A 25,458-nucleotide genomic window follows, 5' to 3' on the forward strand; every position below is an offset into this window, starting at 1 on the left:
GAGTGCTCTTCGACGAGGAGGCTTCCAGACCGCCCGCGATCGCTATGTGCCTGCAGTGGAAATCAACAGGTTTATCATACACTTGTTTAAACTTCAATTCTTCTCCTAATTCTATTCATAAACCTTCCACTTACGGTAACAATAAACATAATGACAAATATGATGGTGATTTTATGAAAAAGTGGATAAAAAAAAACCAAACTCAAAATGATCGCAAACAAAGCGAATGGGAGAAAACATTAGAAAAATCTAAGGACTTTAAAAAGTCCTTTCATATCAACAAAAATACAAATATCCCTTTTTCTCTAACCTTTGTTTCATCATTAGTCGATGAACAGATTATCCAGCAAAGTGTATTACCAAACTTATTAGAAGATGAGTTGCAATCCATTGATGATATCAAAAAGATCCTTCCATTGGCAGATTTGGAAATATCGAATGATCCTTCCCAAATTGAACAAAAATTACTTAATGGGTATTTAATGCTGACTCTGAACTCTAACGAAGATCGGTTTGGATTCATTGCAGCACAAAAGGAAATTGTTCGTGGAATAACGACGCCAGAAATAGAATTTTCAGTCATTGGACCAAAAGAAGCCTTTGTTGAATCGATCGGTCAAAACATAAATCTCGTGAGGAAAAGACTGCCAGTAAAAGAACTGATTGTTGAGGAATATACTTTGGGAAGCCTGTCCAAAACACGAATTGCCATTCTTTATATGGATGGAATCACAGATGAAGAAAATGTTAATACAGTGAGGGAGCGAATTACAAGTATCGAGTTTGATGCGATTACGGATAGTTCCTTTGTTGTTCAGCTCATTTGTGATAACTCAAATTCTCCATTTCCACAGTTACTGGATACAGAAAGACCTGATAGGGTTTCTAGTGTTCTGGCTGAAGGAAAGGTTGTCATAATGGTAGACGGTTCTCCTCATGCATTAATCACGCCAACAACTTTAGTAGAATTTTTTGGATCGTTCGAAGACTATTTACTTAATTGGATATTATCTTCCTTTTTTAGACTAATCCGTCTATTCGCAGTTATATTCTCAATTCAAATAACACCGCTTTATGTGGCCGTACTTACCTATCATTACGAATTGATTCCACGAGACTTGATTGGAACCTTAATTGCATCCAGAAGAGTGGTGCCTCTTCCGCCGATCCTTGAAGCTTTATTTCTTGAACTGACGATCGAGCTTTTAAGAGAAGCAGGTGCAAGACTGCCCACGAAGGTTGGGCAAACAATCGGTATCGTTGGAGGAATTGTTATTGGGACAGCTTCTGTAGAAGCGGGGCTGACGAGTAATATTCTTTTAATTTTCATTGCCTTATCTGCTCTTGCTTCCTTTACAACACCGGTTTACAAGATGGCAAATACAATTCGCTTATTACGCTTTCCATTTTTGCTTTTTGCACAACTCTGGGGTTTACTTGGAATTGTATTTTGTACCTGTTTCTTACTAACACATTTATTACGTCTTACTTCACTTGGACGTCCGTATTTTCAGCCTATTTATCCACCAAGAATTAAAGATTTAAAGGATTCAATTATTAGGCTTCCTTTTAGTGAGCAGTCCTTACGTCCCTATTATTTACACACGAAAAATCGTACCCGTTTTAATAAAGAAAAGGCTCATATGAAAAAAGACATCGATGAGTAGTATTGGAGGTGACTAATAGTTTATGCAGGAGCAAATACCTGAAGAATTTAAGATTTCCCCTTCCTTAGTTTATTTTATGGTTGCCTCCATGCAAGTTGGGATTGGCATTCTTGGATATCAGCGAAGTGTCACTAAATATTCCTATCAGGATGCTTGGATTTCTGTATTATTAGCTGGTCTACTCTTGCATATTATTGTTTGGATGATTTATAAAATTGCCGAAGAGGTGAACGGGGATATCGTTACAGCCCATGAATATGTAGTGGGGAAAATAGTAGGGAAAATAATAAGCTCCCTATTTATCCCCTACTTTTTCATTTATGCATTAACTGTTCTTCGATCTTATATTGAGGTCATCCAAGTATGGATGTTTCCAGAAGTAAGCACTTTTTGGTTCACATTCGCATTCATGATCCTATGTATTTATATTATATATGGTGGATTTCGAGTCGTTGTTGGTATTGCCTTTTTCGGGCTTGTCATCCCCTCATACTTGTTTCTTACATTTGGCTATAACATTAAATATGCAGATTTTAGTCACCTATTGCCTATATTTGACACTTCGATAAAAAACATCATACTAGGCTCATACCAAATGTCACTGACTCTTGTCGGCTTTGAAATAATCTTATTTTTTTATCCATTTATTAAAGAACCGCAAAAATCCAAAAAGTGGGCACATTTTGCATTGTTAACATCTACACTCTTATATACGGGATTAATGATCTTGGCCATTGCTTATTTCTCAGAGCTAAAGATTGAAAAGTCCATTTGGGCGACATTAACAATGTGGAAAATAGTGCAATTGCCATTTGTTGAACGATTTGAGTATATCGGAATTGCCAGTTGGAATTTAGTCATTCTGCCTAATGTTTGTGTCTCAATCTGGGTTGCCTCTAGACTTATAAAAAGAATTTTTCACCTCAAGCATAGAAATGGTGTCGTTATTATTGCTCTTTTTATGTTAATCATTATCAGTTTTATTGATACTCGTGAAAAGATTAACGTATTAAATAATTTTACTGGAAAAATGGGATTTGGCTTTACCTTTATTTATATTCCTTTATTATACATTTGCATCATGATTGCAAAGAAGGTGAAAGAAAAATGAAAAAAATTCCATTCACGGTCCTTTTTCTACTTATTATGACAGGCTGTGTGCAAGAGAAAATTATTGATGAAATTGATATTGAAACAGCGGCAGCATTTGACCAATTGAAAAAGGATGAGTTTATTGGCGCTATCCTTGTTCAAGATTATCTTCCTGATAAAACTATAATAAATAAAGTCTTTACGACAGAAGGCAGTCTAAGAAGGGATTTATTATTGAATATACAAAAGCAAACCTCTGGGGATCTTGTTACTGGAGGTCTACTGATCACGATTTTTGGAGATAAACTTGCTGATAAAGGGATTGTAGATTTCGTAGATACTTATCAAAGAGATGCGAGCATTGGATCAAGAAACTTTCTTGCAACCTCCCATGGGAGTGCACTGGAAATAATAAAGGGTGATTATGGACCACAAGGAGTTTCAAATTATTTATATACACTCATTGAACATAATATTAACCAGAAGGATGTGCCAGTAACAAATTTACACGTTTTTTTAAGAGACTTTTATATAAAAGGAAAGGATCCTTATCTTCCGGAACTAAGGAGGTTAAATAAAACACAGGTCGAAATAAGCGGATTAAGCCTTTTTAGAGGGGATAGAGAAGCCTATGTCCTGCCTAAAGAAAAAATGTTCTTTTTTAAGCTATTGGCAGATAGACATAGTGGTGAAGGCAGTTTTGATGTAAATATAGGAAAAGGAAGGAAAAGTGCGGTAAGAAGCATAAGGTCTAAACATAAGTATAAACTTTCGAAAGAAGACCGCTCTCAGGTGAATATTCAAATTAAAATAAGAGGAGAAATTCGGGAGTATACCGGAATAAAGCTAACGCAGGCCATTGTAGATCAAATTGACAAAAAACTTGAAAAAGAAATAGAAGTGGAATGTATGAAATTGGTGAAACATTTTCAGAAACTAGACATCGATCCAATTGGATTTGGCTATTTACATCGAAAGAGTATCCGAGGGTATAATTATGATAAGAATTGGAAAAAAGATTATCAAAATCTTACTTTTAAAATAAATGCCGACGTCAAAATTTTAGAAACCGGCGTAATTGAATAAAGGTTGTCCCAAAAGCAAAGGTGTCTGGCACCACGAACAATATCCAGTACCAACAAGCTTCTGGATAAAGTGTATTATGTGAATGCCAGACACCTTATGGAACAACTCCTTTGTCCCTGAACTTTTCTTAATTAATCACTATTAGAAAACATATATTTTTTATGGTGATAGCGAATAGAAAAAATCAAGCTAATCGCAAGCATATTCCCCATAAGCGAGCTGCCGCCATAGCTAATGAATGGCAAGGGGATCCCTGTAATCGGCAGTACACCAATTGTCATACCAATATTTTGGAAGACGTGGAAGGTAATCATACTAATAACCCCTACACAAATATAAGTATAGAAGTTATTTTTCGTTTCCATCCCCACCTTCGTTATATGATAAATAAGAAGGAAGAACAAACTTACAACAAGACTAGCCCCGATAAAACCAAACTCTTCGCCTATAATACTGAAGATGAAGTCTGTATGGCTCTCCGGCAAATAAACTTCCCTTGTTCCATAGCCTTTTCCACTTGTTTCCCCTGATCCAATCGCAAGAAGAGACCTCGTTAATTGAAATCCTGTAGAGCTCTGGTAATTATATGGGTCGATCCATGAATAAATACGGCCAAATTGATATTCCTTAACGCCAAAATATTTCTCTAAAATCTCAGGCTTCGCAAGAACTAAGTACATAATACCCGAAATTAGCGTTATACCCGTTCCAAAAATAGGCGCAAGAATCTTCCATGTAATACCAGAAATAAAAATCATCCCGAGCATGATCGCAATAAAGACAAGGCCCGTACCAAGATCAGGCTGTTGCATCACAAGCAAAAGAGGCAAGCCTGTAAAAAAGCCTATCTTGATGAGAAGCCAAAAATCGGTTTGGATTGTTTTAATTGGATTCTTATGATGATGCTCATCAATTACACGCGCAAGGACAAGAATAATAAAGACCTTTACAAGCTCTGATGGCTGTAACGAGCCCATCCCTGGGACTATAAACCAAGCTTTGGCACCATTAATAACAGGAGCGATACTACTAGGTGCCACAATTAAGAAACCAAGCAAGAATAATCCAAAGCCGTATGCATACCAAGAAATCTTCTTTAACTGCTCTGAATCAAGCGTAATAACTGCCGCAATAATACCCGTACCAACTATATACCAAACAATTTGTTTTAAAAGGAAATTCTCACTATATTGCCCTGTCGTCTGTGCACTATAAATAGAAATACAGCTTACTAAAAATAATAAAAATAATATCAATACTAGACTATAATCTAGCTTAGGAGGGTTTGTTGTTTTATTAGAAGTCATATCAATCTCCTCGACAGAAAAGCTTAAAGCGCCTTTGGAACAATCAAAGGACAATTGCTCCTGTGATGGGAAGGCGCTAGAGCTAGATATTTCTCAAACTCACCAAAATTTATCTCTTGTATCTTTTAAATTATATCAACACTTCATTATATTAATTATCAACGCAATTCACAACTTCAAGATTGTGATTGGTGATAATTGCTATTATCCAAAATAGTGCTCGCGAATATCTTCCTTCATCCATTCTATATTATTTGGTACTTGTGGAATAAAATACCCAATAAATAATGGCGTTGTAATAAATCGCGGAACAATTTTTGCATAAATATCACCGTTCAACTGGTAGAAAAACAAATTATAGCTACCACAAAAAAACGGGAAATTATTTAAAATATAATGTGCAGCAATCTGAATGTATTTAGAAAATGATGTAAGATCATAGATATCCCTAAGCTTTACATTAAACTCATAAAAGCCCACTCTTGGGGCAGTAGAAATGGAAAAAACCGTCCCATTTTTTTCATGTATGGTTAACCCTTCAAAATCGGACGCTTGCACCTTGTCTTCATATTTAATCTCATTGAGTCCAATGATTTGCATATGGGGGTGGGCAATCGTTCCTCCAGATAACGGACCATGATTCTTAAAGAAAATAACGGATTGATATTGCTCGGATTCTGACATCTCAAGCCAGTGGGTTAAGCCAAATCGAATCAGTTTTATTAGATGATCTTCTGGATAGATAGATAACTCCCCATGACAATCATCGGTTTCAATTAATACTGTTTGATACGTATTTTCCAAAACGGGATATTTATTTTTTAATAATATAATAGACCCATCTACCGCTAAAATATCTGTCAGCTTCTCCCTTTCACAAAAAGGACAGCTTTGTTCTTTATCTCTAATACTATTAGGTTTTTTTCGTCCAATACCTGTATTAAAAAATAGATGAGTTTGACTCATTATAAATCCACCTGCTTTTCTTCTGTCTACTCTTATTCTATTGAATTAATATCTAATTGGCGAGAGGAATGTATTGTTAGAAAATTATTGCGTTCGCCAAATCCTTCTGGAGAATACCTTCTTTTTTGCAAAGAAAAAAGCGCACCTTAATCGATGCGCAATTAGTCACTATTCAACAGTTACAGCTTCTTCTGTATGCTCATGAAGTCCTTCATCGTTTTCCACATGAATTCTTACAGTATAATTTCCACTTGCCGGAAATTGATAATCAGTTGTGTATTCCCCATTCTCTCCCTCTGTCATATCGACCCATGCTGGATTGGAATCCTTCTGGAATATTTCAAGTCGAACATTTGCTTTCGTAAGCGGTTTATTGTCTTTTTGTAAGTGAACAGCTAAAGGGATTTGCTGAGATGCTTTTACTTGCTCTGGTTTTTGCAAATGAATAGACACGTCACCGTGATACTGACCATGCTCATCACCTTGTTCATTATGTTCATGCTGAGCAGCTTCCACATTTCCTACTTGAATGGTTTTTGTTGGCATTGTATGCATATTCCTTGCTGTTACATGGGATTGAACATTGTAGACTCCATCTTCAGAAAAGGTGTGTTTAGCTATATACTTCCCTTTTTCAGAATGCTTAGCTTCAATCTTTTCACTTGAATCCTTTTGTCCTTCTTTCCAAACCTCAAACTTCACTTCGCTTGCATCTTCAACTAATTCTTTCCCTTGCTTAACCGTAACGGCTAATTCTGTTTCCTTACCAACTTCTGCTTTTTCAGGAATATCAATCACGGCTTCAATAATAGCTGGTAATTCAGCGTCATTTTGATCCCCATTATTTTTTTCTTGCCCCGTATTACCACACCCTGCTAATAATACTGAGCTCATTAATAAAACCGTCATCCATTTTTTCAAAATTATTCCCACTTTCTAAATAAATCGTCATAGTAACACTATAGACTTTAATTGTGATAAAAAAATGAAATTTCCTCGTATAATAGAAAAACTTCTCTTTCACTACATCCTTCGGCGATTACCTTAGTTTTATTTATACAATCATTTTAGCAAAGTTACTATTGAAACGTCACATACTCTATAGTACGCAAATAAACTTATACTATCTTATTAGCTGACTGTGTTAAACTTCCCTGTTGATTTCCGCTGCAGGCACTTAGCGATCGCGGGTGGTCCGGGAGCCTCCTCGTCGAAGAGCGCTCCTGCGTGGTCTCCCTTTGACACGCTTCTCCCGCAGGACGTTGAATAATCTTCCCCGAATACTCACCGCACGAAGAAAATGCGAATGCATTTTTGAGGATCTCGTGCCTTCCGCTCCAATCAACAACAAAATAGCATTTTCAACACTGAGCTTAACACAGCCTATAAGTATTACCCCTTAATTTAAAAAATATGGACAAAATGTGACAATATCATACAAAACTCAACAAAACTAAATGAAACTTAACAAAAGTCACAGAAACCTCTCTCTTTTTCTAGTATTTTATGAAAGGGTTAAGAAAGAAGGTGATCGTTTGCAAGAGAAGACCTATACACCTGATGAAGTCGCAAAAATGTTCAAAATATCTAAGAATACGGTTTATGAACTTATAAAGCGTGGGGAACTTCTTGCTTTTAAGGTAGGAAATAAAATGAGAATCGAAAAAAGTGAGATTGATCGCTTTATAGATGGAAAGAAACCGTCAGACTCTTCAAGGCTGATGAGTATACCTTATCAAGAGGAACAGCTTCGTCTTGCTGGAAGTCATGATTTTTTAATCGAACAATTAATTAAATACATGACAAGGCAATCTAGCGGTTTATCGGTTCAACCTACTTTTATAGGAAGTTTAGAGGGGTTAATGATGCTTTACAGAGGAAATTGCGATGTAGCTGCCATTCATTTGCTAGATCCTTCAACGAAGGAATACAATCTTCCTATTATTAAGCAGCTCTTTACTCATGAAAAGATCACTGTTTTGAGACTTGCCGAAAGAGAGCAGGGCATTATTACTGCCCAAGGAAACCCGAAAGGAATTTATAACTTTAAAGATCTCGCCCGTAAGGATGTCCGATTCGTTAACCGGCAAAAAGGCTCAGGCACCCGCTTTCTTTTTGATACCATTTTAGCTGATGAAAAAATTGTACCATCAGATATTAGAGGATATGAGAATGAAGAATGGAATCATCTCTCAACTGCTGCTTATATTAGCAACGGCGAAGCGGATGCAGCGTTTGGGATTCTCTCTGCTGCAAGCAAGCTTGATTTAAACTTTATTCCTGTTGCGAAGGAAAAATTTGACCTTGTATTCAGATGGACACCGCAAAATGAGAAAGCCTTACAGCTATTAATGGATATCATTCAACTCACAGATTTTAAAGAGAGCATTGGTCAATCCGGTGGATATGATGTCAGGGAGTTTGGTTTAATCACTTATAACACAAAAGCATGGAGGAACTAGAATGAAACTAAACAAATTTTTTACAGTCAGCTTACTAGCTGTGTTCTTATTTATGATGTCTGCTTGTTCCAATTCAACAGCTGACACAAATGAAAAAAATCAATCAAAGCCTGAAGAGGCAAAAACAGAGGAAGTAAAGGATTTAATTTTAGCGACAACAACAAGTACGCAGGATAGCGGACTTCTAGATGTGTTAATTCCAATGTTTGAAGAAGAACAAAAAAATACGAATGTAAAAACAATCGCCGTTGGAACAGGACAAGCATTGGAAATGGGCGTGAAAGGTGAAGCAGACGTTCTTCTTGTCCACGCTCCTGAAGCTGAACAAGAAATTGTAGACAGCGGGGATGCAATCAACCGTAAGCGTGTGATGTATAATGATTATATTATTGTTGGCCCATCCGCAGATCCAGCAGGTATTAAAGACATGGATGTAAAAGCAGCATTCAAGCAATTGCACGATAAAGGTGCCGTTTTCATTTCAAGAGGCGATGATTCTGGTACTCATAAAAAAGAACTTGGAATTTGGAAGTCTATAGAAATTACGCCAGCGGATAATAAAGGCTATGCTGAAACCGGACAAGGAATGGGGAATACTCTCCAAGTGGCTGCTGAAAAGCAAGGATATGTATTAACTGACCGCGCAACCTATTTAGCTCAAAAAGATAATGTCGATTTAGACATCATGGTTGAAGGCGACGATGATCTATTAAATATTTATCATGTTATGCAAGTAAACCCTGAAAAGCATGACAAAGTAAACAGTGAAGGTGCAGAAGCATTTGTACAATTTATAATTGCTGATAAAACACAAAAGGTAATTGAAGAATTCGGAAAAGAAGATTTCGGACAATCCCTTTTCGTTCCATATACTGAGTAGAAATGCGTAATTACTCTTTTTTTAAAAAAGAGTTTAATTTTTCTGAATTTAAGAAATGTCTAGCTCCAGCGCCTACCCCCTCGTGGTCATAAGCCAGTCCGCCAAGAAGGTTAAAGAACAACCTTCCTGTCGGCCCGTCTTATGCTTGTCGGGGGTGAGCAAGGCGCTTGCGCTTTTCTAATAAGAAAGCTGGAATTTACATGGACTTATTAATTGAAGGAATGAGAGAAGCTATCGAAATGCTGATTTCAGGAAATCCTGAAATATTTGAGATTACTTGGCTCACTTTAAAGGTTTCATTAAGCGCCATCTTAATCAGTACATTAATCGGTATTCCGATCGGGGTCATATTAGGACTTACTGCATTTCGTGGCAGACGATTGCTGCTTGTCTTAGTCAACATTGGAATGGGACTTCCCCCTGTTGTAGCCGGTTTATGGATTACGATGCTCTTATGGAGATCAGGTCCGTTAGGTTCGCTCACTTTATTATATAGCCCATATGCAATTGTTATGGCACAAGTCCTTGTATCTCTTCCAATTGTTATTGGACTAACGTGCAGTGCTTTTCAACAAATCGATAAAAACATGCTCATCCAAATCAAGTCATTAGGAGCAACACGATTTCAAACCGTTTCATTGCTATTAAGAGAAACGAGAATTGCTATCATGGCTGCCATTATGGCTGGATTCGGGAGAGTGATTGCTGAAGTCGGAGCAGCGATGATGGTTGGTGGAAATATTCGTGGGGAAACGAGGATTTTAACAACATCCATTGTGATGGAAGTTTCCAAAGGGAACTTTGATGTGGCACTAGCCCTCTCTTTTATCCTAATGAGCTTGGCATTTATTATTACCTTTTTCTTAACCATTTTACAGCAAAGGAATAAAAAACAATGAAACCGCTCATCCACTTAGATCATATTCAGTATACAAGCAAAGAGCGTACCATTCTCTCTGTTCCTGAATTATCGATTTTCCAAGGGGAAATCCTTGGAATTATGGGGCCAAATGGAGCAGGAAAAAGCACACTTGTCAAAATCCTATCATGCCTGCAAGCACCCACATCTGGAAAGATATTCTATAACGGCATAGAAGTTCCTGCCGGTAATGTTTCTCTGGAACAAAGGAGGAAATGGGCAGTCGTTCTGCAACAAACACTTATTTTTGACACAACTGTATTTCAAAATGTTGCAGCAGGATTAAAAATTCGTAAGGTGCAAAAGGCTATTATTAAAGAGAAGGTTGAATACTGGCTCGAAAAATTCGGCATTTCCCACCTTGCAAAGAAAAACGCCCATCAATTATCTGGAGGAGAGGCACAAAGAGTTAATCTTGCAAGAGCGTTAATCCTCGAACCTGAAGTACTCTATTTGGATGAACCTTTTTCTGCTCTTGATTATCCTACAAAGGTAAGGCTAATCAAAGATTTTAGTTCCATACTGAAAGAAACTAGTACTACAACCGTATTTGTCAGCCATGATATTTCGGAAGTGAAATTCTTGACTGATAGGCTGGCCATTTTGAAATTAGGGGAAATTATACAACTCGGTTTTACCGCGGAAGTACTCCAATCCCCTAATCATGAAGCGGCTAGCTTTTTAAACGAAATGACGCTAAATCTTGAAAATGACAGCATATAGGTATTCTATATGCTGTTTTTCTATTTTTCCTACTACAAGTATAAGAAGGATGAAGGAAAAACCATTAGAAAAACTTGGCGTTCGCCAAGTCCTTTTTGGCGAATGCCTTAGTTTTTCTTATGCGATCTTATTAGCAGATATTAAATTGAACACACTCTTTACTTTAGTACGTTAATAAACTTAAACTTCCCTTTTAGCCAAAAAAATGGGAAATAACTAGTATTCACCTTACATCTTTTGTTTTAATTAAAGTAGAAAATAAAAGGAGTGATAGGATTGAATTTTGCAATCATAACTGGCGCCTCAAAAGGTCTTGGAGCTTCAATAGCAGAAAGAATGATTATGGAAAAAGTAGGAATAATCTCTGTTTCAAGAACTGAGAATAAAGGACTGAAAGAGTTAGCAGCAGAAAATCAAGTATTCTATCAACATTTTTCTTGCAACCTTTCCCTTCCTGAAGAGATTGAAATGACATTTAAGAAAGTTTTAACAACTCTAGAATCATATGATTCTAAAGTTGTTTATGTTATCAATAATGCTGGAGTGATCGATCCAATCTCAACAGCAGGGAATCTTGATCATCAAGCGCTCATCCAAAATGTCCATATCAACCTAATTGCTCCTATTATGATTTCGAATATCCTTTTAAATAATATCAAAAGCAAAATGAAGATTGTGAATGTATCCTCAGGTGCTGCTGAAAATCCATACCAAGGCTGGAGTGCCTACTGCAGTACAAAGGCAGGGCTAAATATGTTCACAAAAACTGCTGCAGCCGAACAGGAAACTATCGGATCATCTCATAAAATTATCGCCTTTAGCCCAGGAATAATGGACACAGATATGCAAGGAACTATTCGATCCTCATCAAAAGAAGCATTTAATGACCTTGAAAAATTTAAGGAATATAAAGAAAAAGGGCTACTAAGACCTGCAAAAGTTGTTGCCAGTGCATTAGTAGACCTGTTAATGAGAGAGCCAATCGAAAGTGGAAAAGTCTATCATGTGAATGAGCTTATTAATAACAAGTATTAGTCAATTGATGTGTATAATTAACACACGAATTGTCCATACTAATCTTAGAAAGTTTATATCCCCCTTATTTTTCAGCTTCCATTTGGAGGCATTTTTTTTGCAATTTAATAGATAGTTTTTATTATGAATCCCATCTAATTTTCGCTTATTTTAATAAACCTTAACTAATCCGCTAGAAATGGAGACATCAACGGCATGCTTTCCAGTGCCGTACACACCTGTCATTTTGTTTTTCTCAGTTATTTTATTTTTAAGAGGGAATTCGCAATCGATAAAGCCGCTTGTTTTTTTCCCGTTTAATGTAAAGTCTGCATGATCCGGAAGGTCGAGCTTAATTTGCCCTGAACTAGCCTGAAGATCTATGCTATCTGTTAGCTTATCCATTTGAACGTCTAAAAGACCGGAGGAAACTTCTGCATCAAGCTTACCTTGATAATTTCTGATTTTTATTATCCCTGAGCTCATATCAATCGATCCCGAACCAGTATTAAGATTATCGACATCAATCACTCCAGAAGATCCTTCATGATTAAATTCTTCTGTTTTAATGTTTTTTAAATCAACCTTTCCTGAACTCATGTTAATCGTCATTTCTTCTAGCTCGATCGGATGTTTTTTAGAGGTTCCTGAAAAGGTTAAATAGCCAGAGCCAATATCAATATCCATGCTGCGATTATAATCTTCCGGAATATAAATATTTAGCTTCGGTGCTTTGTTAAAAAATTGAAAGCCTTTAAGCCAGCTTTGCTTATATTCAACTATGATAGTGTCTCCACTTTTATCTATGGATAAATTACCTTTTCCATTAAGCTCTGCTTTTACATTATTTCTTTTTTCTGGGATGATGTTTGCATGAGCAGATGAAACATTAACCTCTAATAAATTAATATTGTTCGTGACTTTCACTTCACTGTCACTTTTTCCAAAAGTTAATAAACTCGTTACATTGGAAGTCATCAAAATATAAAGACCTACTAAAACTAAAAAAATGAATAAAATTCTTTTCAACGGGTATCCCTGCTTTCTTTCATTTAATATTACCTCTATTTTACAGGAATAATTAACCAAATAACATTGAGCCGAAGAATTATTTCTTTCTAAGACCTAAGACTTAAATGGATCTGTAAAAAATAAATTTATGCTCTAATCAACAGAATGAAGCTTCCCTCAATTGGGAAGCTTCATTTTATTACTCTATTTTATTGCTTCGATCCTTGTTCCGTTTATTTCCTTTACTATTATCTCCGCTTACGATATCTGACTGATTGGCTCTTGGTGAGTTCTGGTTCTTGCTTCCTTTATTAAATTTTTTCGTCATTTTGGAACTCCCTTCGTTATGATAATGTTACAAATAGTAAAACCCTTGTACAGGTTTCAATCTATATTTTGCCATCAATTGCTTATTTATATGTGATGTCATATAAGATAGGTTTCTATATCACTCATAAACAACGGATACCATCATAATCACAATATATTTAAAAAAACGAACTCGCCCATAAGCAAGTTCGTTACATATATATATATCAATTAAAGTGTTTGAAATTTTTCACCTGCTGCTCCCTGTTCGGCAATGAGTGGGCACATGGTGATGCTATAGTTGCAAATGGCCTCAACATCATTACGGTCATGTGTCACAATCATGCAGGTCATATTTGCCTTTTTTAAAATTAAAAGCAAATCTTCCCGAATCGATTCTTTTAGATCAGCATCTAAATTACTGAATGGCTCATCCATTAATAATACTTTCGGCTTTGGTGCAAGTGCTCTTGCCAGAGCAACCCTTTGCTGCTGTCCCCCACTTAACTCGTGAGGATATCGGTCACCGAAGTCCTCCATATGTACAAGCTCAAGCATTTCTTTTACACGCGGCTTCCGATCCTTCTTGGCCATTCGTGATAACCCAAAAAGGATATTCTCCTTCACTGTCATATGTGGAAATAGGGCATAATCCTGAAAAACCATGCCTACTCCTCTATCCTCTGGCTGAACAAATAAACGATCGTTTACAACCAGTTTGCCAGCAATCGTAATGGATCCTTTTCTTGGCATCTCCAAACCAGAGATTAAACGAAGTAATGTGCTTTTTCCACTTCCGCTCTGCCCTAATACACCAACGATTTCTCCTGTATTCATCGAGAAAGAAAATTCGTCAATAGTTGGTGATGCCGATCGGGAATAGGAAAAAGTAAGATTTTCAATTTCAACTACTTTCATCGTTGCACCTTCTTATCGATCATTTGAAACACGACAACAGACAAAACACTAATGCCAATAATCATTAAGGATGAGATAGAGGCTTCATAAATTTGTTCATCTTTTGCATACTGATAAGTCTTTGTTGCTAACGTATCAAAATTAAAAGGTCTTAAAAGTAATGCCAAAGGAAGCTCTTTGCAAATTTCAACAAATGTTAGAATGAAGCCGCTCACTAACGCACCTTTAATTAGCGGCAGGTCCACTTTAAAAAATGTTTTCGTCATTCCATGCCCAAGAAGCCTCGATGCTTCCGAAAATTTTGTCCCAATTTTTTCATAACCAACCTCGACCGCATTAAATCCTGTAGCCATGAAACGAATGACGTAGCCAACAATAAGCATAACCAAGGATAAGCTTAAGATTAGCGGTGCATTGCCCAATCCAATATATGAATATAGAGGAGCAAGCCACTTATCAAGTGTGATAAACATGGCAAGAACACCAATCGCAATAATGGCACCAGGAATCGAATAACCCGATGTCGTTAATCTTGCTAAAATATATGAACCCGTCGTGTGTGAACGGCATACATTAGCGACCACAACAGATAGAATAAGAATCAGCACCGTTGCAATAACGGCAACATATACTGTTTGAAAAAATAATGTAAAGAAGGTTTCATCCCAAACTTTACTAAATGTCAGCTTCGCCCAAGCGATTAACTGAATGAATGGAATAAGAAATCCAAGCAGAAACACAATGCTGCAATATGTAAATGCTACTGCAGCCTTCCATCCCTTCAATTGCATCGGAACGAGAGGCCTTGACTTATTATTCAAATGATAGCGCCGTCTTTTTCTGAGCATCCTTTCTAAGAAAAACATTCCTAGAATAATAACCATTAGCCATGCAGCAAGCCTCATGGCAGAATCAATATCATACATGCCGAACCAAGTTTGAAAAATAGCGGTTGAAATGGTGTGAATACCAAAATAGCTTGTTACGCCATAATCACTCAGCACTTCATATATGACCAATACTGCTCCGGCAGCAATAGCTGGCCTTGAAAGCGGCAGCACAACCTTTACAAAAATGGAAAGTGGCTTCCTGCCTAGCAGTCTCGCATTTTCGAAAAAAGATGAGCTCTGGCTTTCGAGGAAAGCTTTCGTCATGATATAAACATATGGAAAAAGAAATAGCGTAAAGATGAAAATAGCTCCGCGCAATGATGAAATCGAAAGGATTTCAGGATCGATTTGATAATTAAATTGATTACGAAGCGTTGTTTGGATGACCCCAGTATAACTAAACATTGTTCGGTAAGTGTAAGCCGCAATATACGGAGGAATCGCAAGCGGCAACAGCAATCCCCAGCGAAAGAATCGTTTGAGCGGAAAATCATAGGCAGCAATAAGCCACGCAAGCGAAACCCCTAAAAACGCAGTAAAAATCCCTGTTGATAGCACAAGGATTACCGTGTTAGCTACATATGTTTTTAATAAGTACTCGCGAATTTGAAACCAGTTTTCATTTGGCTCCTGAAATAGAGAAAAGAAGATGAACAGGATGGGCAGCAAAATAATTGCCGCCCCAATAATACTGATCATCCACCAGCTATTAAAATCCTTTTGTATGAAACGTTTCAAGTTTGTTCCCATTTTACTTCCAGCCTGTTTTATTAAAGATTTCAATCGCTTCTTGATTATGTTCTCCTAAAGTATCAAAATCCAATTCTTGCATTTTGAAGTCGCCCCAAGACTCAAGAATCTCTGTTTTTTTTGCATCTGCATTAACCGGGAATTCGTAATTATTTGCCGATAAATATTCCTGAGCCTCTACACTTGTCATGTATTCAATCAGTTTTGTGGCGTTTTCAGGATTTTTACTATGCTTTGTTAAGCCAATTCCACTAATATTTACATGCGTTCCATTTGTTTCTTGGTTCGGGAAGAACACACCGATGCTTTCTCCCACTTTTCTTTCCTCAGGGTCTTCAGAGTTCACAAGCAGCCCAACATAGTATGTGTTCATAATTGCTACATCACCAGTACCAGCTACAATCGCTTTTGCTTGATCACGGTCACCGCCATCAGGTTGGCGAGCAAAGTTATTAACAATTCCTTGTGCCCATTGCTCAGCCTGCTCTTTTCCGTTCAATTCAATGAATGATGAAAGAAGAGACTGATTATATAGGTTTGTTGAAGAACGGGCTAACACTTTCCCTTTCCATTTCTCGTCTGTTAATGCTTCATATGTAGAAAGCTCATCTGGGGACACTCGATCTTTTGAGTAAACAATGACACGTGCTCTTGTTGATAATCCAATCCAGTTATTATCTGCATCGCGAAGGTTCTCAGGAACATTTTTATTGATGATGTCGGAGTTAACTGGCTGAAGGACATCGTTTTTCTTTGCATTTGCAAGAACTCCACCATCAACAGTAATAAATAAATCAGCCTGTGTGCTTTCACCTTCACGCTTTAAACGCTCAATAAGTTCTTCTGCTTCACCTTTTACAACATTTACTTTAATGCCCGTTTCTTCTGTAAACTTCTTAAACACTTCTTCGTCAGCTTCGTAATGTCTAGCTGTATAAACGTTTACTTCTTGGCTCTCAGCTTTTTCAGGCTTTGAAGCTGGTTTTTCTTCCTCTGAGCTGCTGTTATTTGCTCCACAGCCAGCTAAGCCAATTGTAAGAGCAGTAGTTACAATGAAAGGCTTTAGTAATTTTGAAAGATTCATATGTATGTCCACCTTTATTATTTTTTGACTATGTTAAACTTCCCTGTTGATTTGCGCTGCAGGCGCTCGCTTTCCGCGGGCGGTCCGGAAGCCTCCTCGTCGCTATCGCTCCTGCGGGGTCTCCCTCTGACTCGCTTCTCCCGCAGGAGTCTCGCGCCTTCCGCTCCAATCAACAACAAAATAGCATTTTCAGCACTGAGCTTTTACACAGCCAATTTTATTACTGTGATAATGATAATTATTTTCACTTACACATTTTTATTCTACTGGGCATTCATATTCTAGTCAACAAGGAATTGTAAAATATTGATCTATTTTTAAATCCATTAACAAACTATGAAAATATAGGATATTTCGTTGTTTTTATTTCTTTTCCAATTAAATAAAGCAACCCATACACGGGTTGCTTTACCATTTCTAATTTGTACCTCTTTTAAATGGCCACCAATTTGCCTCTCCAAAGTTTTTAACCATGACCGGTATAAACAACGGCAGCATGACAATGGCATATAAGAATAAACCTACGATTACAATAGAAGCAATCTGCAGTAATGACAGCATTCCAGATGGCATCATGGCAGCGAAAGTTCCACCTAAGATGATTGCTGCTGAGATGATGACTGTCCCCATCTTCTTCATCGAAAGAAGCATCGCCTCTGCAACAGATAGATTCCTATATTCATTAAAGCGATCCATTAAGAAAATGCTATAGTCTACTCCTAATGCGACAAGGATGACAAATCCGAAAAACGGAACTGCCCAGCTAATACCAGAATATCCTAAAATATTTACATAAATCGCTTCATTTATCGCCATTGATGTAAAATAAGTTAAGATTAATGAAGCAATAATATAGACCGGCATAATAATGGATCTGAATAAAAAGACTAAAATAATGGATATTCCGATTAACATGAGGACAACTGTACGCGAATAATCTTGATCCGACATTTTGCTTAAGTCCGCATTTGTACTAGTAACTCCTCCAATTGCAACCACTGCATTTTCAAGCTTCGTATTTTTTGTCGCTCTCTTTACAGCTTCTTTCATTTCCTCTACTTGATTAATGGCTTTATTTGAATATGGGTTTGCCTTAAAGATTACATCCATTGTCATGACCTTTCGATCCTCTGACATATAAACATCCATTACTTGAGCAAACTCTTCACTTTCTAAAACTTCTTTAGGCAAATAAAAGCCGTCCATATTTTCTGAGCTAGATAATCCAGACAAATAATCCTGTGCAGACCCTAGACCTACAGAAACTTGATTCAACCCTTCTGTACTTTGACTGAGCCCTTCTGTTAATTGATTAATTTGTCCCCCTAAATCACCAAAGCCAGAAAGAAGCTGCTTTTGGCCATCATTGATGCTCCCTATGCCGTTTGTAAGCTTTGGAACATTTTTAACAATTTTTCCTTGGCCATCCGCTAATTGATTTAACCCCTTTTGCTGCGCTTCTATACCTGCAATTAATTGCTGCAGACCTAATGCAAGCTCATTTTGACCTGCCATTGCTTTTTCAAAGCCCGTGTTTGCTCCTGCCATTCCACTATTAATTTTTGATAGCCCCGCATTAAGTTCATTAACGTTTGCAGATAAGCCGCTTAATTGCTGCTGTAAACCAATGACCGTTTGTTTCATCGCTTGGTATTGCTGGTCAGCAGCTAAGCCTGTATAGGTATTTTCTAAATAACCATACATGGCTCCATTTGCTTGTGAAATCCCATTGGATAATCCAGTTAAGCCCTCACCAATTTTTTGATAATTGGTTGTTAGGCTGTTCAGATTTCCCTGTAATTCTTTATAGCCGCCATGAAGCTGTTGATAAACTGTTAATAACTCTTCTGCTCCTGCTTTTGATTTATTAAGACCAGCCTTAACCTGATCAGATCCTGCAGAGCCCTGGCGAATTCCATTTTCTATCTTTGAAAGATTCGTTTGAATTTCTTTTAGTCCTGACTGGATTTCGGTTGTTCCTGAAATCAAGGCATTGATGCCATTTGTTGCTTCTTTTAATTGCGGCTCTGACTTCGATAATTTACTTCCGGCTTCATTTAGGCCTTCACTAATTTTATCTAAGCCTTCCTTCCCTTCACCTAAGCCTTCTTCAAGAGTCTCAGCTTGCTTTCCAATGAAGAAATCCTCGATTGGCTCCCCAGTAGGTCTTGTAACAGAACGAACCGTATCAACTAAATCTACTTTTTCTAATTCCTTGCTAATTTTTTCTGCCAAATCAATGTACTCAGTGGAATCCATCCTTTCATCGTTTTTCAATACGATCTGAGTTGGCATCGATTCCCCAGGACCAAAGCTATCAGCAATTGCATTGAAGGCTTTAATAGAATTAACATCCCCGCTAATTTCCTCCAAGGAATTATAAGATCGTTCTCCGTCATATGTAGCAAGAAAAGGCACACATACTGCAGCAACAATAAGTAAAGCAATGAACGGACGAGCCAAAGAGAATCTCCCAACTATCCCCCAAAGCTTGCTTTCGCCATGATCTGCCTTGCTTTTCGAAGGCCAGAAAATTTTCTGTCCTAACATAGCCATAAAGAATGGAACTATTGTAAATAAAGCAATCAAAAGAACAGCTACCCCAATGGCAACGGCTGCTGCAGATTGATAAAGAATAAATTGAGAGAATCCTATCGCAGCAAATCCAATCATAACCGCGATTCCGCTAAAAAACACGGTGCGTCCAGCATTGCGGTATGTCTCGACAATGGCTTCTGATATACTCTCTCTTTGTGAAAGTTCTTCTTTATATCGGCTGAGTAACAAAATACAATAGTCTGTTCCGATTCCAAATAATACGGCAACTAAGAATATCTGTGTATAGTTTGATAGAGGAAAATCCCACTTATCCACTAAAAACGCTACGATTGACTGGGATGCTAAATACGAAAATCCGACTGTCAATAAAGGAATCATCGGGGAAACAATTGATCTAAATACTAGTAATAAAACAACAAGTATAAAAACAACTGTAATCCCTTCTGTCTTCTTCAGCCCTTCCTCAGAGCTGGTCATTATATCCTCATTAATAAGCCATTCACTTGTAAAATAGTGATCTACATGAATATCATCAATTGCTTTATACAAAGCATCACTTAATTCTTTAGGTTCCCTGTCATTCCAGCTGACAGTAACTGATGTTAAAATAGCTTTACCATCTTTTGAAACAAGCTGATCCTTTAGGCCCTCTTCATTAAAGTGAGTAAGAATTTCAGTTATTCCTAGCTCCTTCTCTTTATCTTCAAGAATCTGAATTGCTCTTTCCGCTTCTTTTATATCCTCTTGGGTCAGTTTTTTATCATTATAAAAAACAAGAGCAACCTGGGTCTCATCCCCGCTGCCTTCCTGCTTACGAACATCGTCCATAATTTTCCCGGCTAAAGTAGAAGAATATTCATCTGGAACCGTAATTTGACCTTTCTCACGAACAAGCTCTTGCATATTGGGAGCAGTCAAAAAAAGTCCAACTACCATGACAATCCAGGCAATGATGACAAACCATTTATTTTTTATAATAAATTTCACGCCTTATTCCCCCACTCTGAAATCTCTACTCTCTTTTAACACTTGATTTAGCTTTTCATATGTTTCGATGAATTGCTTTATTTCACTTTGATCAAATTTCGAAATAAAAGATTCAACAAGCTTATGAATCCGTTCTTCAGCTTGATAAAACAGCTCATTTCCTTTATCTGTTAAGGTCAAATAAACAACCCTTCGATCATTCTCATCACGTGTTCGTTGGATCAAACCCTTTTCCCATAATCGATTGATGATCGCAGTGATGGCACTTTTTTGTACATCGAATTCTTCTGCTAATTCTGTCGAGGTACAAGAGCCCGCCTTGCTAATATAACGTAACGTGTAATGCTGATCATTCGTAAGATCACTGCCAATTTGGCACTTAACTAGAGCCTCCCCTCTTCGATGAACAGAAAATGATAACTCAATATATCGATCGATTAATTCTTGAATCACTGTATCTGACATTTATGTTTATTCGCCTCCAACCAAAATAATTCTACTGTTTAATTGTTAAATCGTTAAACTATTAATGTGTTTAACTTTATTGCACAAATCCTTTGTTGTCAATAAATAGGATTGAAAAGTGGATAGCTATATCCAACGTATGACAGGTAAGTTTTTTTATTGATACTGTCAGTTCTTATTGACTTAATATGTAACTCACTGTATACTTCTAAAAATTCAAACTAATTTTTAACAGAAATGTTTATCGCAGATTAACGGGCAGTAAGACCCCCACTGATGGAAGTTTCACTTTATTATTCTATAACGAATTGGTCACAGCAGGAAGGTAATATGACCAGTTGCTGGATTGCGAGGATATATGATGAGTACTAGTAATAGCGTTCAGTCAAATACAAGAAAAAAAGGAATTGCTCTAGTACTTGCCGGAGCGATTTTTTGGGGAGTTTCAGGAACTGTAGCACAGTACCTCTTTCAGCAAGGATTCAGCCCAGAGTGGTTAGTAGTCAACCGTTTATTGGTGGCTGGTGTTCTGTTATTAGGAATTGCCTATAAAAATGAGAAACAAAAAGTTTGGGGAATTTGGAAGGATAAGCATGATAGAGTTCATATTATCATCTTCGGCATCCTCGGGATGTTAGCTGTCCAATATACATTTTTCGCTGCTATTAAGCACGGAAATGCAGCAACTGCTACCGTACTGCAATACTTGGCTCCGGTCCTAATCATGTGCTATTCAGCATTTCGTGCAAAACGGTCGCCAACTTTGATGGAGGGTTTGGCATTATTTTTGGCTGTTTCAGGCACTTTCTTGCTTGTAACCCAAGGAAGTATCCATACACTCTCTATATCAGGCTTGGCATTATTTTGGGGTCTTACTTCTGCAGTCGCATTAGCATTTTATACACTGCATCCTCTCCATCTGCTCGCAAAATGGGGATCAACCATTGTGGTTGGATGGGGGATGTTAATAGGCGGAATAAGTTTTAGCTTTATACATCCTCCTTGGTTGTTCGAAGGTCAGTGGTCCCTTCCTTCTTTCTTTGCCGTCCTATTCATCATTGTATTTGGAACCATTATTGCTTTCTATTGCTATTTAGAAAGTCTTAAATATATTAGTGCATCTGATACTAGTTTACTAGCTTGTGCTGAACCACTAACAGCGGCATTCTTAGCCATTGTATGGCTTCATGTCACTTTCGGTTATGCTGAATGGTTAGGAACGATATGTATTTTAAGTACGATCGCGATTCTTTCCATTAAAAAGGAAAAAAAGACCATAAAAATAAATGAAGCAAGTTAATCAATAAGCGAATTACCCAAGGAAATGAACAAATGCGCAAGCGCCTTGCTCACCTCCGACAAGCACAAGACGAGCCTCACGGAAAGGTGTTCTTTACCTTTCTGGGAGGATTGATCGAAATGTGGAGGCGACTGTTTAGGGACGACAGCATAAGACAAGCCCTGTAAGAAGACGTTCTTTGTCTTCTGGAAGGGATTGGCTTATGACACGAGTCCCTAGGAGCCGTAACTAGACAAGCTTGTGACCTCCGACGTACAGGACGTACTAGTGCCGACGTTGCCACAGGACGTGGCGTCTTTAGTCGGCGAGGAGGTAGGCGCTGGAGCTGAACGTAGATAAACTATATCTCAAGTTATCAACAGATAGCGAAAATTATAATTTCCTATACAAAGTAAAAAGACAGCCTCCCTTTTTCTGGGGCTGTCCATTTTTTCAATTATTTACGTGCAAATCTTTTTTTAATAAATAAAATCGTAATGATAACGACGAGGAGTGCCAAAATGGCATAGACAATATTTGAATAAACATCCATGTATTTAACAATATCTTCCCACGAAGCCCCAACTGCCGCGCCAATATTAACAAGAATCACATTCCAAATCGTTGTTCCGAGTGTTGTGAAAATCAGGAATAACCATATATTCATATGTGACATTCCAGCAGGGATCGAGATTAGACTTCTAATTAAAGGAACTAATCGACAGAAAAAAACAGTCCAAACGCCGTATTTATTAAACCAATCTTCTGCCTTATGAATGTCTTTTTTAGTTAATCGAAGAATATGGCCCCATTTTTCAATGATTCTTTCCATTCTTTCCACATCAATTAGTCGGCCAATGCCGTAAAGAATAACCGCTCCTCCAACAGAACCAATGGTTGAAAATACGACGACCCCCGTTATACTTAAATCTGTTGTCGTCGTCATAAAGCCTCCAAAAGTTAGTATAACCTCAGAGGGGATGGGCGGAAAGATATTTTCTAAAGCGATTAATAGCATAATACCTATATATCCGAATTGGTTCATTATATCTGTAATCCAGTTTTCCATTATATATGCTCCTATTAAAAGTCTATTTTGAAGCTTTCTTTCAATCATACTGCACTATTATATCATTTATGCAGTCTTCTGAAAAAGTTAGAAGTCCTAATTTTTATCCAGCTGTATTTTAAATCGTGCAGCTGAACATTTCCCTCGAGAGTTCCAATTTTATTTTCTCCTTAGGCCATTATCAACACTGAGCTTTAACATAGCCTCTCCTTAAATAAACCGAGCAACCATATCTACTGTTTTATTCCAGTCTAGTATGGATCTTTGCAACAGTTTCAAGCCATCTTCTGTAACCGTATAGTATTTACGCCGGCCTCCATGACTTTCATTTCCCCAGGAGGAAGATATTGCTTGTTGTTTCTCTAATCGTTTCAATGATAAATATAGGGTAGCTTCTTGAATTTCAAATGTTCCTTCTGTTCTTTTCTTTATCGCCTTTGATATTTCATATCCATAATTTTCTTTTTCCTTAAGAATAGAAAGAATAAGAAGGTCAATTGTCCCTTTTAACATCTCTTTGTTCAAAATCATGACCTCCAGCATTATTACTTAAAATAATTAAGCAATTGTAATGATAAATTAAATTACTTAAATTAACAAGGTACTTTATGTAGAAAAAATAGTTAAATACATGGCTATGTTAAACTTCCCTGTTGATTTCCACTGCAGGCACTCGCTTTCCGCGGGCGGTCCGAAAGCCTCCTCGTCGCTATCGCTCCTGTGGGGTCTTCCTTAGACTCGCTTCTCCCGTAGGAGTCTCGCGCCTTCCGCTCCAATCAACAACAAAATAGTATATCAACACTGGTCTTTAACACAGCCTAATACATAAACGATGATTTAGAATTTGATTATAATAGAGTTTTCACTTGTGTGAAAGTTTTTGAGCCCACTCTTTCCATATTGAACTTTTATTTTATGTGTGATATGCTCAAGCCAACAACTTAGGAAATGCAGTAACTGACGACAATAGTGGAATTGACCACATGGAAACTGCATTTTATATCGTCGGGTCGTCTGGGCAGAGATAGGGATAATATATCCCTATCTCTTTTATTATTTTTAGGAGGTATTTTTTATGGAAAAAGTTATTCTAGATGGGAAGCTTGTTGCAAAAAAAATAACAGATACATTGAAAGAACGAGTAACTAGTTTAAAGTCAAAAGGAATTACTCCTTGTCTTGCTACAATTTTGGTAGGGGATGATCCCTCATCAGAAACTTATGTAAAAATGAAAGGCAATGCATGTGAAAGAATTGGAATTCAATCCTTGCGTATTCATCTCCCAAAAGAAACAGAAACAAAGAAACTATTAGAAACCATTGAAAAACTAAATCTGGATCCATCCATTCACGGGATTCTTCTTCAACATCCAGTTCCTTCACATATTGACGAACGCAAAGCTTTCGAAGCTATTGATATAAAGAAAGATGTGGATGGAGTGACAAGCACAGGTTATGGACAAACTGCTTTTGGTTTTGGAACATATCCTTCCTGTACTCCAGCAGCTATCATGGAAATCATAAAACATTATAATATTCACATTGACGGGAAACATGCAGTCGTTATCGGGAGAAGCCCAATTTTAGGCAAGCCTGTATCAGCTTTACTTTTAAATGAAAATGCAACAGTCACTACTTGTCATTCACACACTACAAATTTACCTGAAATCGTAAAACAAGCTGATATTGTTGTAGCAGCCGTAGGAAAACCTAATTTTATTCAAGGGGATTGGGTAAAAAAAGGAGCAGTCATCCTAGATGCAGGTTATAACAAAGGAAACATCGGTGACGTTGATTATGAGGCATGTTATGAAAATGCCAGTGCCATTACCCCTGTTCCTGGAGGAGTTGGTCCAGTAACTATATCTATGTTATTAAAACATACGGTCGATGCAGCAGAAAAATCAATGAATATCCCGTCTCTTTAATGTTAAAATTTGAGCCGAGCTTTTTTTCATCGCTCGGCTCTTACATTTTAAAAATGAGAAGTTTGACTCCGTTATGGAATCAAGCCTCCAATAC

22 protein-coding genes and 1 riboswitch are annotated in these 25,458 nt (G+C 37.3%); of the genes, 10 read left to right on the forward strand and 12 right to left on the reverse strand.

Going from position 1 to position 25,458, the window contains the following annotated elements; translation table 11 throughout:
- Nucleotides 1-173 precede the first annotated feature (173 nt).
- From FSZ17_RS19420 to FSZ17_RS19430, 3 genes are read left to right on the forward strand one after another with little or no spacing between them, the layout of a single operon-like run.
- The gene (locus FSZ17_RS19420) at nt 174-1,667 is read left to right on the forward strand and encodes a spore germination protein (RefSeq protein ID WP_057773421.1); all 1,494 of its coding nucleotides are present in this window, start codon (nt 174-176) and stop codon (nt 1,665-1,667) included.
- 22 nt (nt 1,668-1,689) lie between these two features.
- Nucleotides 1,690-2,778, forward strand: coding sequence for a GerAB/ArcD/ProY family transporter (locus FSZ17_RS19425; RefSeq protein WP_057773423.1), 1,089 nt, complete (start codon nt 1,690-1,692; stop codon nt 2,776-2,778).
- Nucleotides 2,775-3,845 carry a Ger(x)C family spore germination protein gene (locus FSZ17_RS19430; protein WP_057773425.1) on the forward strand — a complete coding sequence of 357 codons (1,071 nt, stop codon included), beginning with the start codon at nt 2,775-2,777 and terminating at the stop codon, nt 3,843-3,845. The genes FSZ17_RS19425 and FSZ17_RS19430 overlap by 4 nt, the downstream gene beginning before the upstream one ends.
- 131 nt (nt 3,846-3,976) lie before the next feature.
- On the opposite strand, the gene FSZ17_RS19435 is transcribed toward FSZ17_RS19430, so the two are convergent.
- From FSZ17_RS19435 to FSZ17_RS19445, 3 genes are all read right to left on the reverse strand, one after another.
- Nucleotides 3,977-5,152: an FtsW/RodA/SpoVE family cell cycle protein gene (locus tag FSZ17_RS19435; protein WP_057773427.1), complete on the reverse strand. Its 1,176-nt coding sequence runs from the start codon at nt 5,150-5,152 to the stop codon at nt 3,977-3,979.
- A gap of 204 nt (nt 5,153-5,356) precedes the next feature.
- Nucleotides 5,357-6,118, reverse strand: a complete 762-nt coding sequence (locus FSZ17_RS19440; RefSeq protein ID WP_057773429.1) for a DUF4931 domain-containing protein — start codon at nt 6,116-6,118, stop codon at nt 5,357-5,359.
- Nucleotides 6,119-6,286: 168 nt separating this feature from the next.
- Nucleotides 6,287-7,039, reverse strand: coding sequence for a FixH family protein (locus tag FSZ17_RS19445; protein WP_057773430.1), 753 nt, complete (start codon nt 7,037-7,039; stop codon nt 6,287-6,289).
- A 614-nt stretch (nt 7,040-7,653) separates the two neighbouring features.
- Between FSZ17_RS19445 and FSZ17_RS19450 the strand changes: the two genes are divergently transcribed.
- The 5 genes from FSZ17_RS19450 to FSZ17_RS19470 all read left to right on the forward strand — a co-directional run bounded on the left by FSZ17_RS19450 (nt 7,654) and on the right by FSZ17_RS19470 (nt 12,137).
- Nucleotides 7,654-8,580: a substrate-binding domain-containing protein gene (locus tag FSZ17_RS19450; protein WP_057773432.1), complete on the forward strand. Its 927-nt coding sequence runs from the start codon at nt 7,654-7,656 to the stop codon at nt 8,578-8,580.
- 1 nt (nt 8,581) lies between these two features.
- Nucleotides 8,582-9,460, forward strand: a complete 879-nt coding sequence (locus FSZ17_RS19455; protein WP_057773434.1) for an ABC transporter substrate-binding protein — start codon at nt 8,582-8,584, stop codon at nt 9,458-9,460.
- Nucleotides 9,461-9,660: 200 nt separating this feature from the next.
- Complete coding sequence (locus FSZ17_RS19460) at nt 9,661-10,359, forward strand: ABC transporter permease (protein WP_057773935.1); 699 nt, start codon at nt 9,661-9,663, stop codon at nt 10,357-10,359.
- Nucleotides 10,356-11,102, forward strand: coding sequence for an ABC transporter ATP-binding protein (locus FSZ17_RS19465; RefSeq protein WP_057773436.1), 747 nt, complete (start codon nt 10,356-10,358; stop codon nt 11,100-11,102). The genes FSZ17_RS19460 and FSZ17_RS19465 overlap by 4 nt, the downstream gene beginning before the upstream one ends.
- A gap of 267 nt (nt 11,103-11,369) precedes the next feature.
- Nucleotides 11,370-12,137 (forward strand): (S)-benzoin forming benzil reductase, encoded by a 768-nt coding sequence (locus FSZ17_RS19470; RefSeq protein ID WP_228460238.1) that lies wholly within the window; start codon nt 11,370-11,372, stop codon nt 12,135-12,137.
- 150 nt (nt 12,138-12,287) lie between these two features.
- On the opposite strand, the gene liaG is transcribed toward FSZ17_RS19470, so the two are convergent.
- The 7 genes from liaG to FSZ17_RS19500 all read right to left on the reverse strand — a co-directional run bounded on the left by liaG (nt 12,288) and on the right by FSZ17_RS19500 (nt 21,089).
- A complete protein-coding gene (gene liaG, locus FSZ17_RS19475) occupies nt 12,288-13,145 on the reverse strand; it encodes a LiaG family protein (protein ID WP_057773438.1) in 858 nt (285 codons plus the stop codon).
- Between the two features lie 181 nt (nt 13,146-13,326).
- Nucleotides 13,327-13,455 carry a hypothetical protein gene (locus FSZ17_RS23975; protein ID WP_267128891.1) on the reverse strand — a complete coding sequence of 43 codons (129 nt, stop codon included), beginning with the start codon at nt 13,453-13,455 and terminating at the stop codon, nt 13,327-13,329.
- Nucleotides 13,456-13,667: 212 nt separating this feature from the next.
- A complete protein-coding gene (locus FSZ17_RS19480; RefSeq protein ID WP_057773440.1) occupies nt 13,668-14,354 on the reverse strand; it encodes an ABC transporter ATP-binding protein in 687 nt (228 codons plus the stop codon).
- Nucleotides 14,351-15,994 (reverse strand): ABC transporter permease, encoded by a 1,644-nt coding sequence (locus tag FSZ17_RS19485; protein WP_057773939.1) that lies wholly within the window; start codon nt 15,992-15,994, stop codon nt 14,351-14,353. Before FSZ17_RS19485 ends, FSZ17_RS19480 begins: the two co-directional genes overlap by 4 nt.
- A gap of 1 nt (nt 15,995) precedes the next feature.
- Nucleotides 15,996-17,078, reverse strand: a complete 1,083-nt coding sequence (locus FSZ17_RS19490; RefSeq protein ID WP_057773442.1) for a Fe(3+) ABC transporter substrate-binding protein — start codon at nt 17,076-17,078, stop codon at nt 15,996-15,998.
- Between the two features lie 417 nt (nt 17,079-17,495).
- The gene (locus tag FSZ17_RS19495; protein WP_057773444.1) at nt 17,496-20,624 is read right to left on the reverse strand and encodes an MMPL family transporter; all 3,129 of its coding nucleotides are present in this window, start codon (nt 20,622-20,624) and stop codon (nt 17,496-17,498) included.
- Between the two features lie 3 nt (nt 20,625-20,627).
- Nucleotides 20,628-21,089: a MarR family winged helix-turn-helix transcriptional regulator gene (locus tag FSZ17_RS19500; RefSeq protein ID WP_057773447.1), complete on the reverse strand. Its 462-nt coding sequence runs from the start codon at nt 21,087-21,089 to the stop codon at nt 20,628-20,630.
- A gap of 361 nt (nt 21,090-21,450) precedes the next feature.
- Between FSZ17_RS19500 and FSZ17_RS19505 the strand changes: the two genes are divergently transcribed.
- Entirely contained in the window at nt 21,451-22,389 is a 939-nt protein-coding gene (locus FSZ17_RS19505; RefSeq protein ID WP_057773449.1) for a DMT family transporter, read from the forward strand.
- A 436-nt stretch (nt 22,390-22,825) separates the two neighbouring features.
- Here FSZ17_RS19505 and FSZ17_RS19510 read toward each other — a convergent pair whose 3' ends face one another.
- Nucleotides 22,826-23,437 carry a DedA family protein gene (locus FSZ17_RS19510; protein ID WP_057773451.1) on the reverse strand — a complete coding sequence of 204 codons (612 nt, stop codon included), beginning with the start codon at nt 23,435-23,437 and terminating at the stop codon, nt 22,826-22,828.
- Between the two features lie 210 nt (nt 23,438-23,647).
- Nucleotides 23,648-23,962 (reverse strand): PadR family transcriptional regulator, encoded by a 315-nt coding sequence (locus tag FSZ17_RS19515; RefSeq protein ID WP_057773453.1) that lies wholly within the window; start codon nt 23,960-23,962, stop codon nt 23,648-23,650.
- Between the two features lie 418 nt (nt 23,963-24,380).
- Nucleotides 24,381-24,464, forward strand: a riboswitch (ZMP/ZTP riboswitch).
- A 48-nt stretch (nt 24,465-24,512) separates the two neighbouring features.
- On the opposite strand from FSZ17_RS19515, the gene FSZ17_RS19520 reads away from it, so the two are divergent.
- Nucleotides 24,513-25,364, forward strand: a complete 852-nt coding sequence (locus FSZ17_RS19520) for a bifunctional 5,10-methylenetetrahydrofolate dehydrogenase/5,10-methenyltetrahydrofolate cyclohydrolase (protein ID WP_057773455.1) — start codon at nt 24,513-24,515, stop codon at nt 25,362-25,364.
- Nucleotides 25,365-25,458 lie beyond the last annotated feature (94 nt).

It is taken from the genome of Cytobacillus dafuensis, from assembly GCF_007995155.1.
Classification (GTDB): domain Bacteria; phylum Bacillota; class Bacilli; order Bacillales; family Cytobacillaceae; genus Cytobacillus; species Cytobacillus dafuensis.

Excerpts from the sequence above, each read along its gene's own strand:
- FSZ17_RS19485 (WP_057773939.1), bottom strand. The coding sequence starts at position 15,994 with ATGGGAACAAACTTGAAACGTTTCATACAAAAGGATTTTAATAGCTGG.
- FSZ17_RS19500 (WP_057773447.1), bottom strand. The coding sequence starts at position 21,089 with ATGTCAGATACAGTGATTCAAGAATTAATCGATCGATATATTGAGTTA.
- FSZ17_RS19520 (WP_057773455.1), top strand. The coding sequence starts at position 24,513 with ATGGAAAAAGTTATTCTAGATGGGAAGCTTGTTGCAAAAAAAATAACA.
- FSZ17_RS19505 (WP_057773449.1), top strand. The coding sequence starts at position 21,451 with ATGAGTACTAGTAATAGCGTTCAGTCAAATACAAGAAAAAAAGGAATT.
- FSZ17_RS23975 (WP_267128891.1), bottom strand. The coding sequence starts at position 13,455 with ATGACGAAAAAATTTAATAAAGGAAGCAAGAACCAGAACTCACCAAGA.
- FSZ17_RS19465 (WP_057773436.1), top strand. The coding sequence starts at position 10,356 with ATGAAACCGCTCATCCACTTAGATCATATTCAGTATACAAGCAAAGAG.
- FSZ17_RS19510 (WP_057773451.1), bottom strand. The coding sequence starts at position 23,437 with ATGGAAAACTGGATTACAGATATAATGAACCAATTCGGATATATAGGT.
- FSZ17_RS19425 (WP_057773423.1), top strand. The coding sequence starts at position 1,690 with ATGCAGGAGCAAATACCTGAAGAATTTAAGATTTCCCCTTCCTTAGTT.
- FSZ17_RS19460 (WP_057773935.1), top strand. The coding sequence starts at position 9,661 with ATGGACTTATTAATTGAAGGAATGAGAGAAGCTATCGAAATGCTGATT.
- FSZ17_RS19435 (WP_057773427.1), bottom strand. The coding sequence starts at position 5,152 with ATGACTTCTAATAAAACAACAAACCCTCCTAAGCTAGATTATAGTCTA.
- FSZ17_RS19430 (WP_057773425.1), top strand. The coding sequence starts at position 2,775 with ATGAAAAAAATTCCATTCACGGTCCTTTTTCTACTTATTATGACAGGC.
- FSZ17_RS19420 (WP_057773421.1), top strand. The coding sequence starts at position 174 with ATGAAAAAGTGGATAAAAAAAAACCAAACTCAAAATGATCGCAAACAA.
- FSZ17_RS19490 (WP_057773442.1), bottom strand. The coding sequence starts at position 17,078 with ATGAATCTTTCAAAATTACTAAAGCCTTTCATTGTAACTACTGCTCTT.
- FSZ17_RS19455 (WP_057773434.1), top strand. The coding sequence starts at position 8,582 with ATGAAACTAAACAAATTTTTTACAGTCAGCTTACTAGCTGTGTTCTTA.
- FSZ17_RS19440 (WP_057773429.1), bottom strand. The coding sequence starts at position 6,118 with ATGAGTCAAACTCATCTATTTTTTAATACAGGTATTGGACGAAAAAAA.
- FSZ17_RS19480 (WP_057773440.1), bottom strand. The coding sequence starts at position 14,354 with ATGAAAGTAGTTGAAATTGAAAATCTTACTTTTTCCTATTCCCGATCG.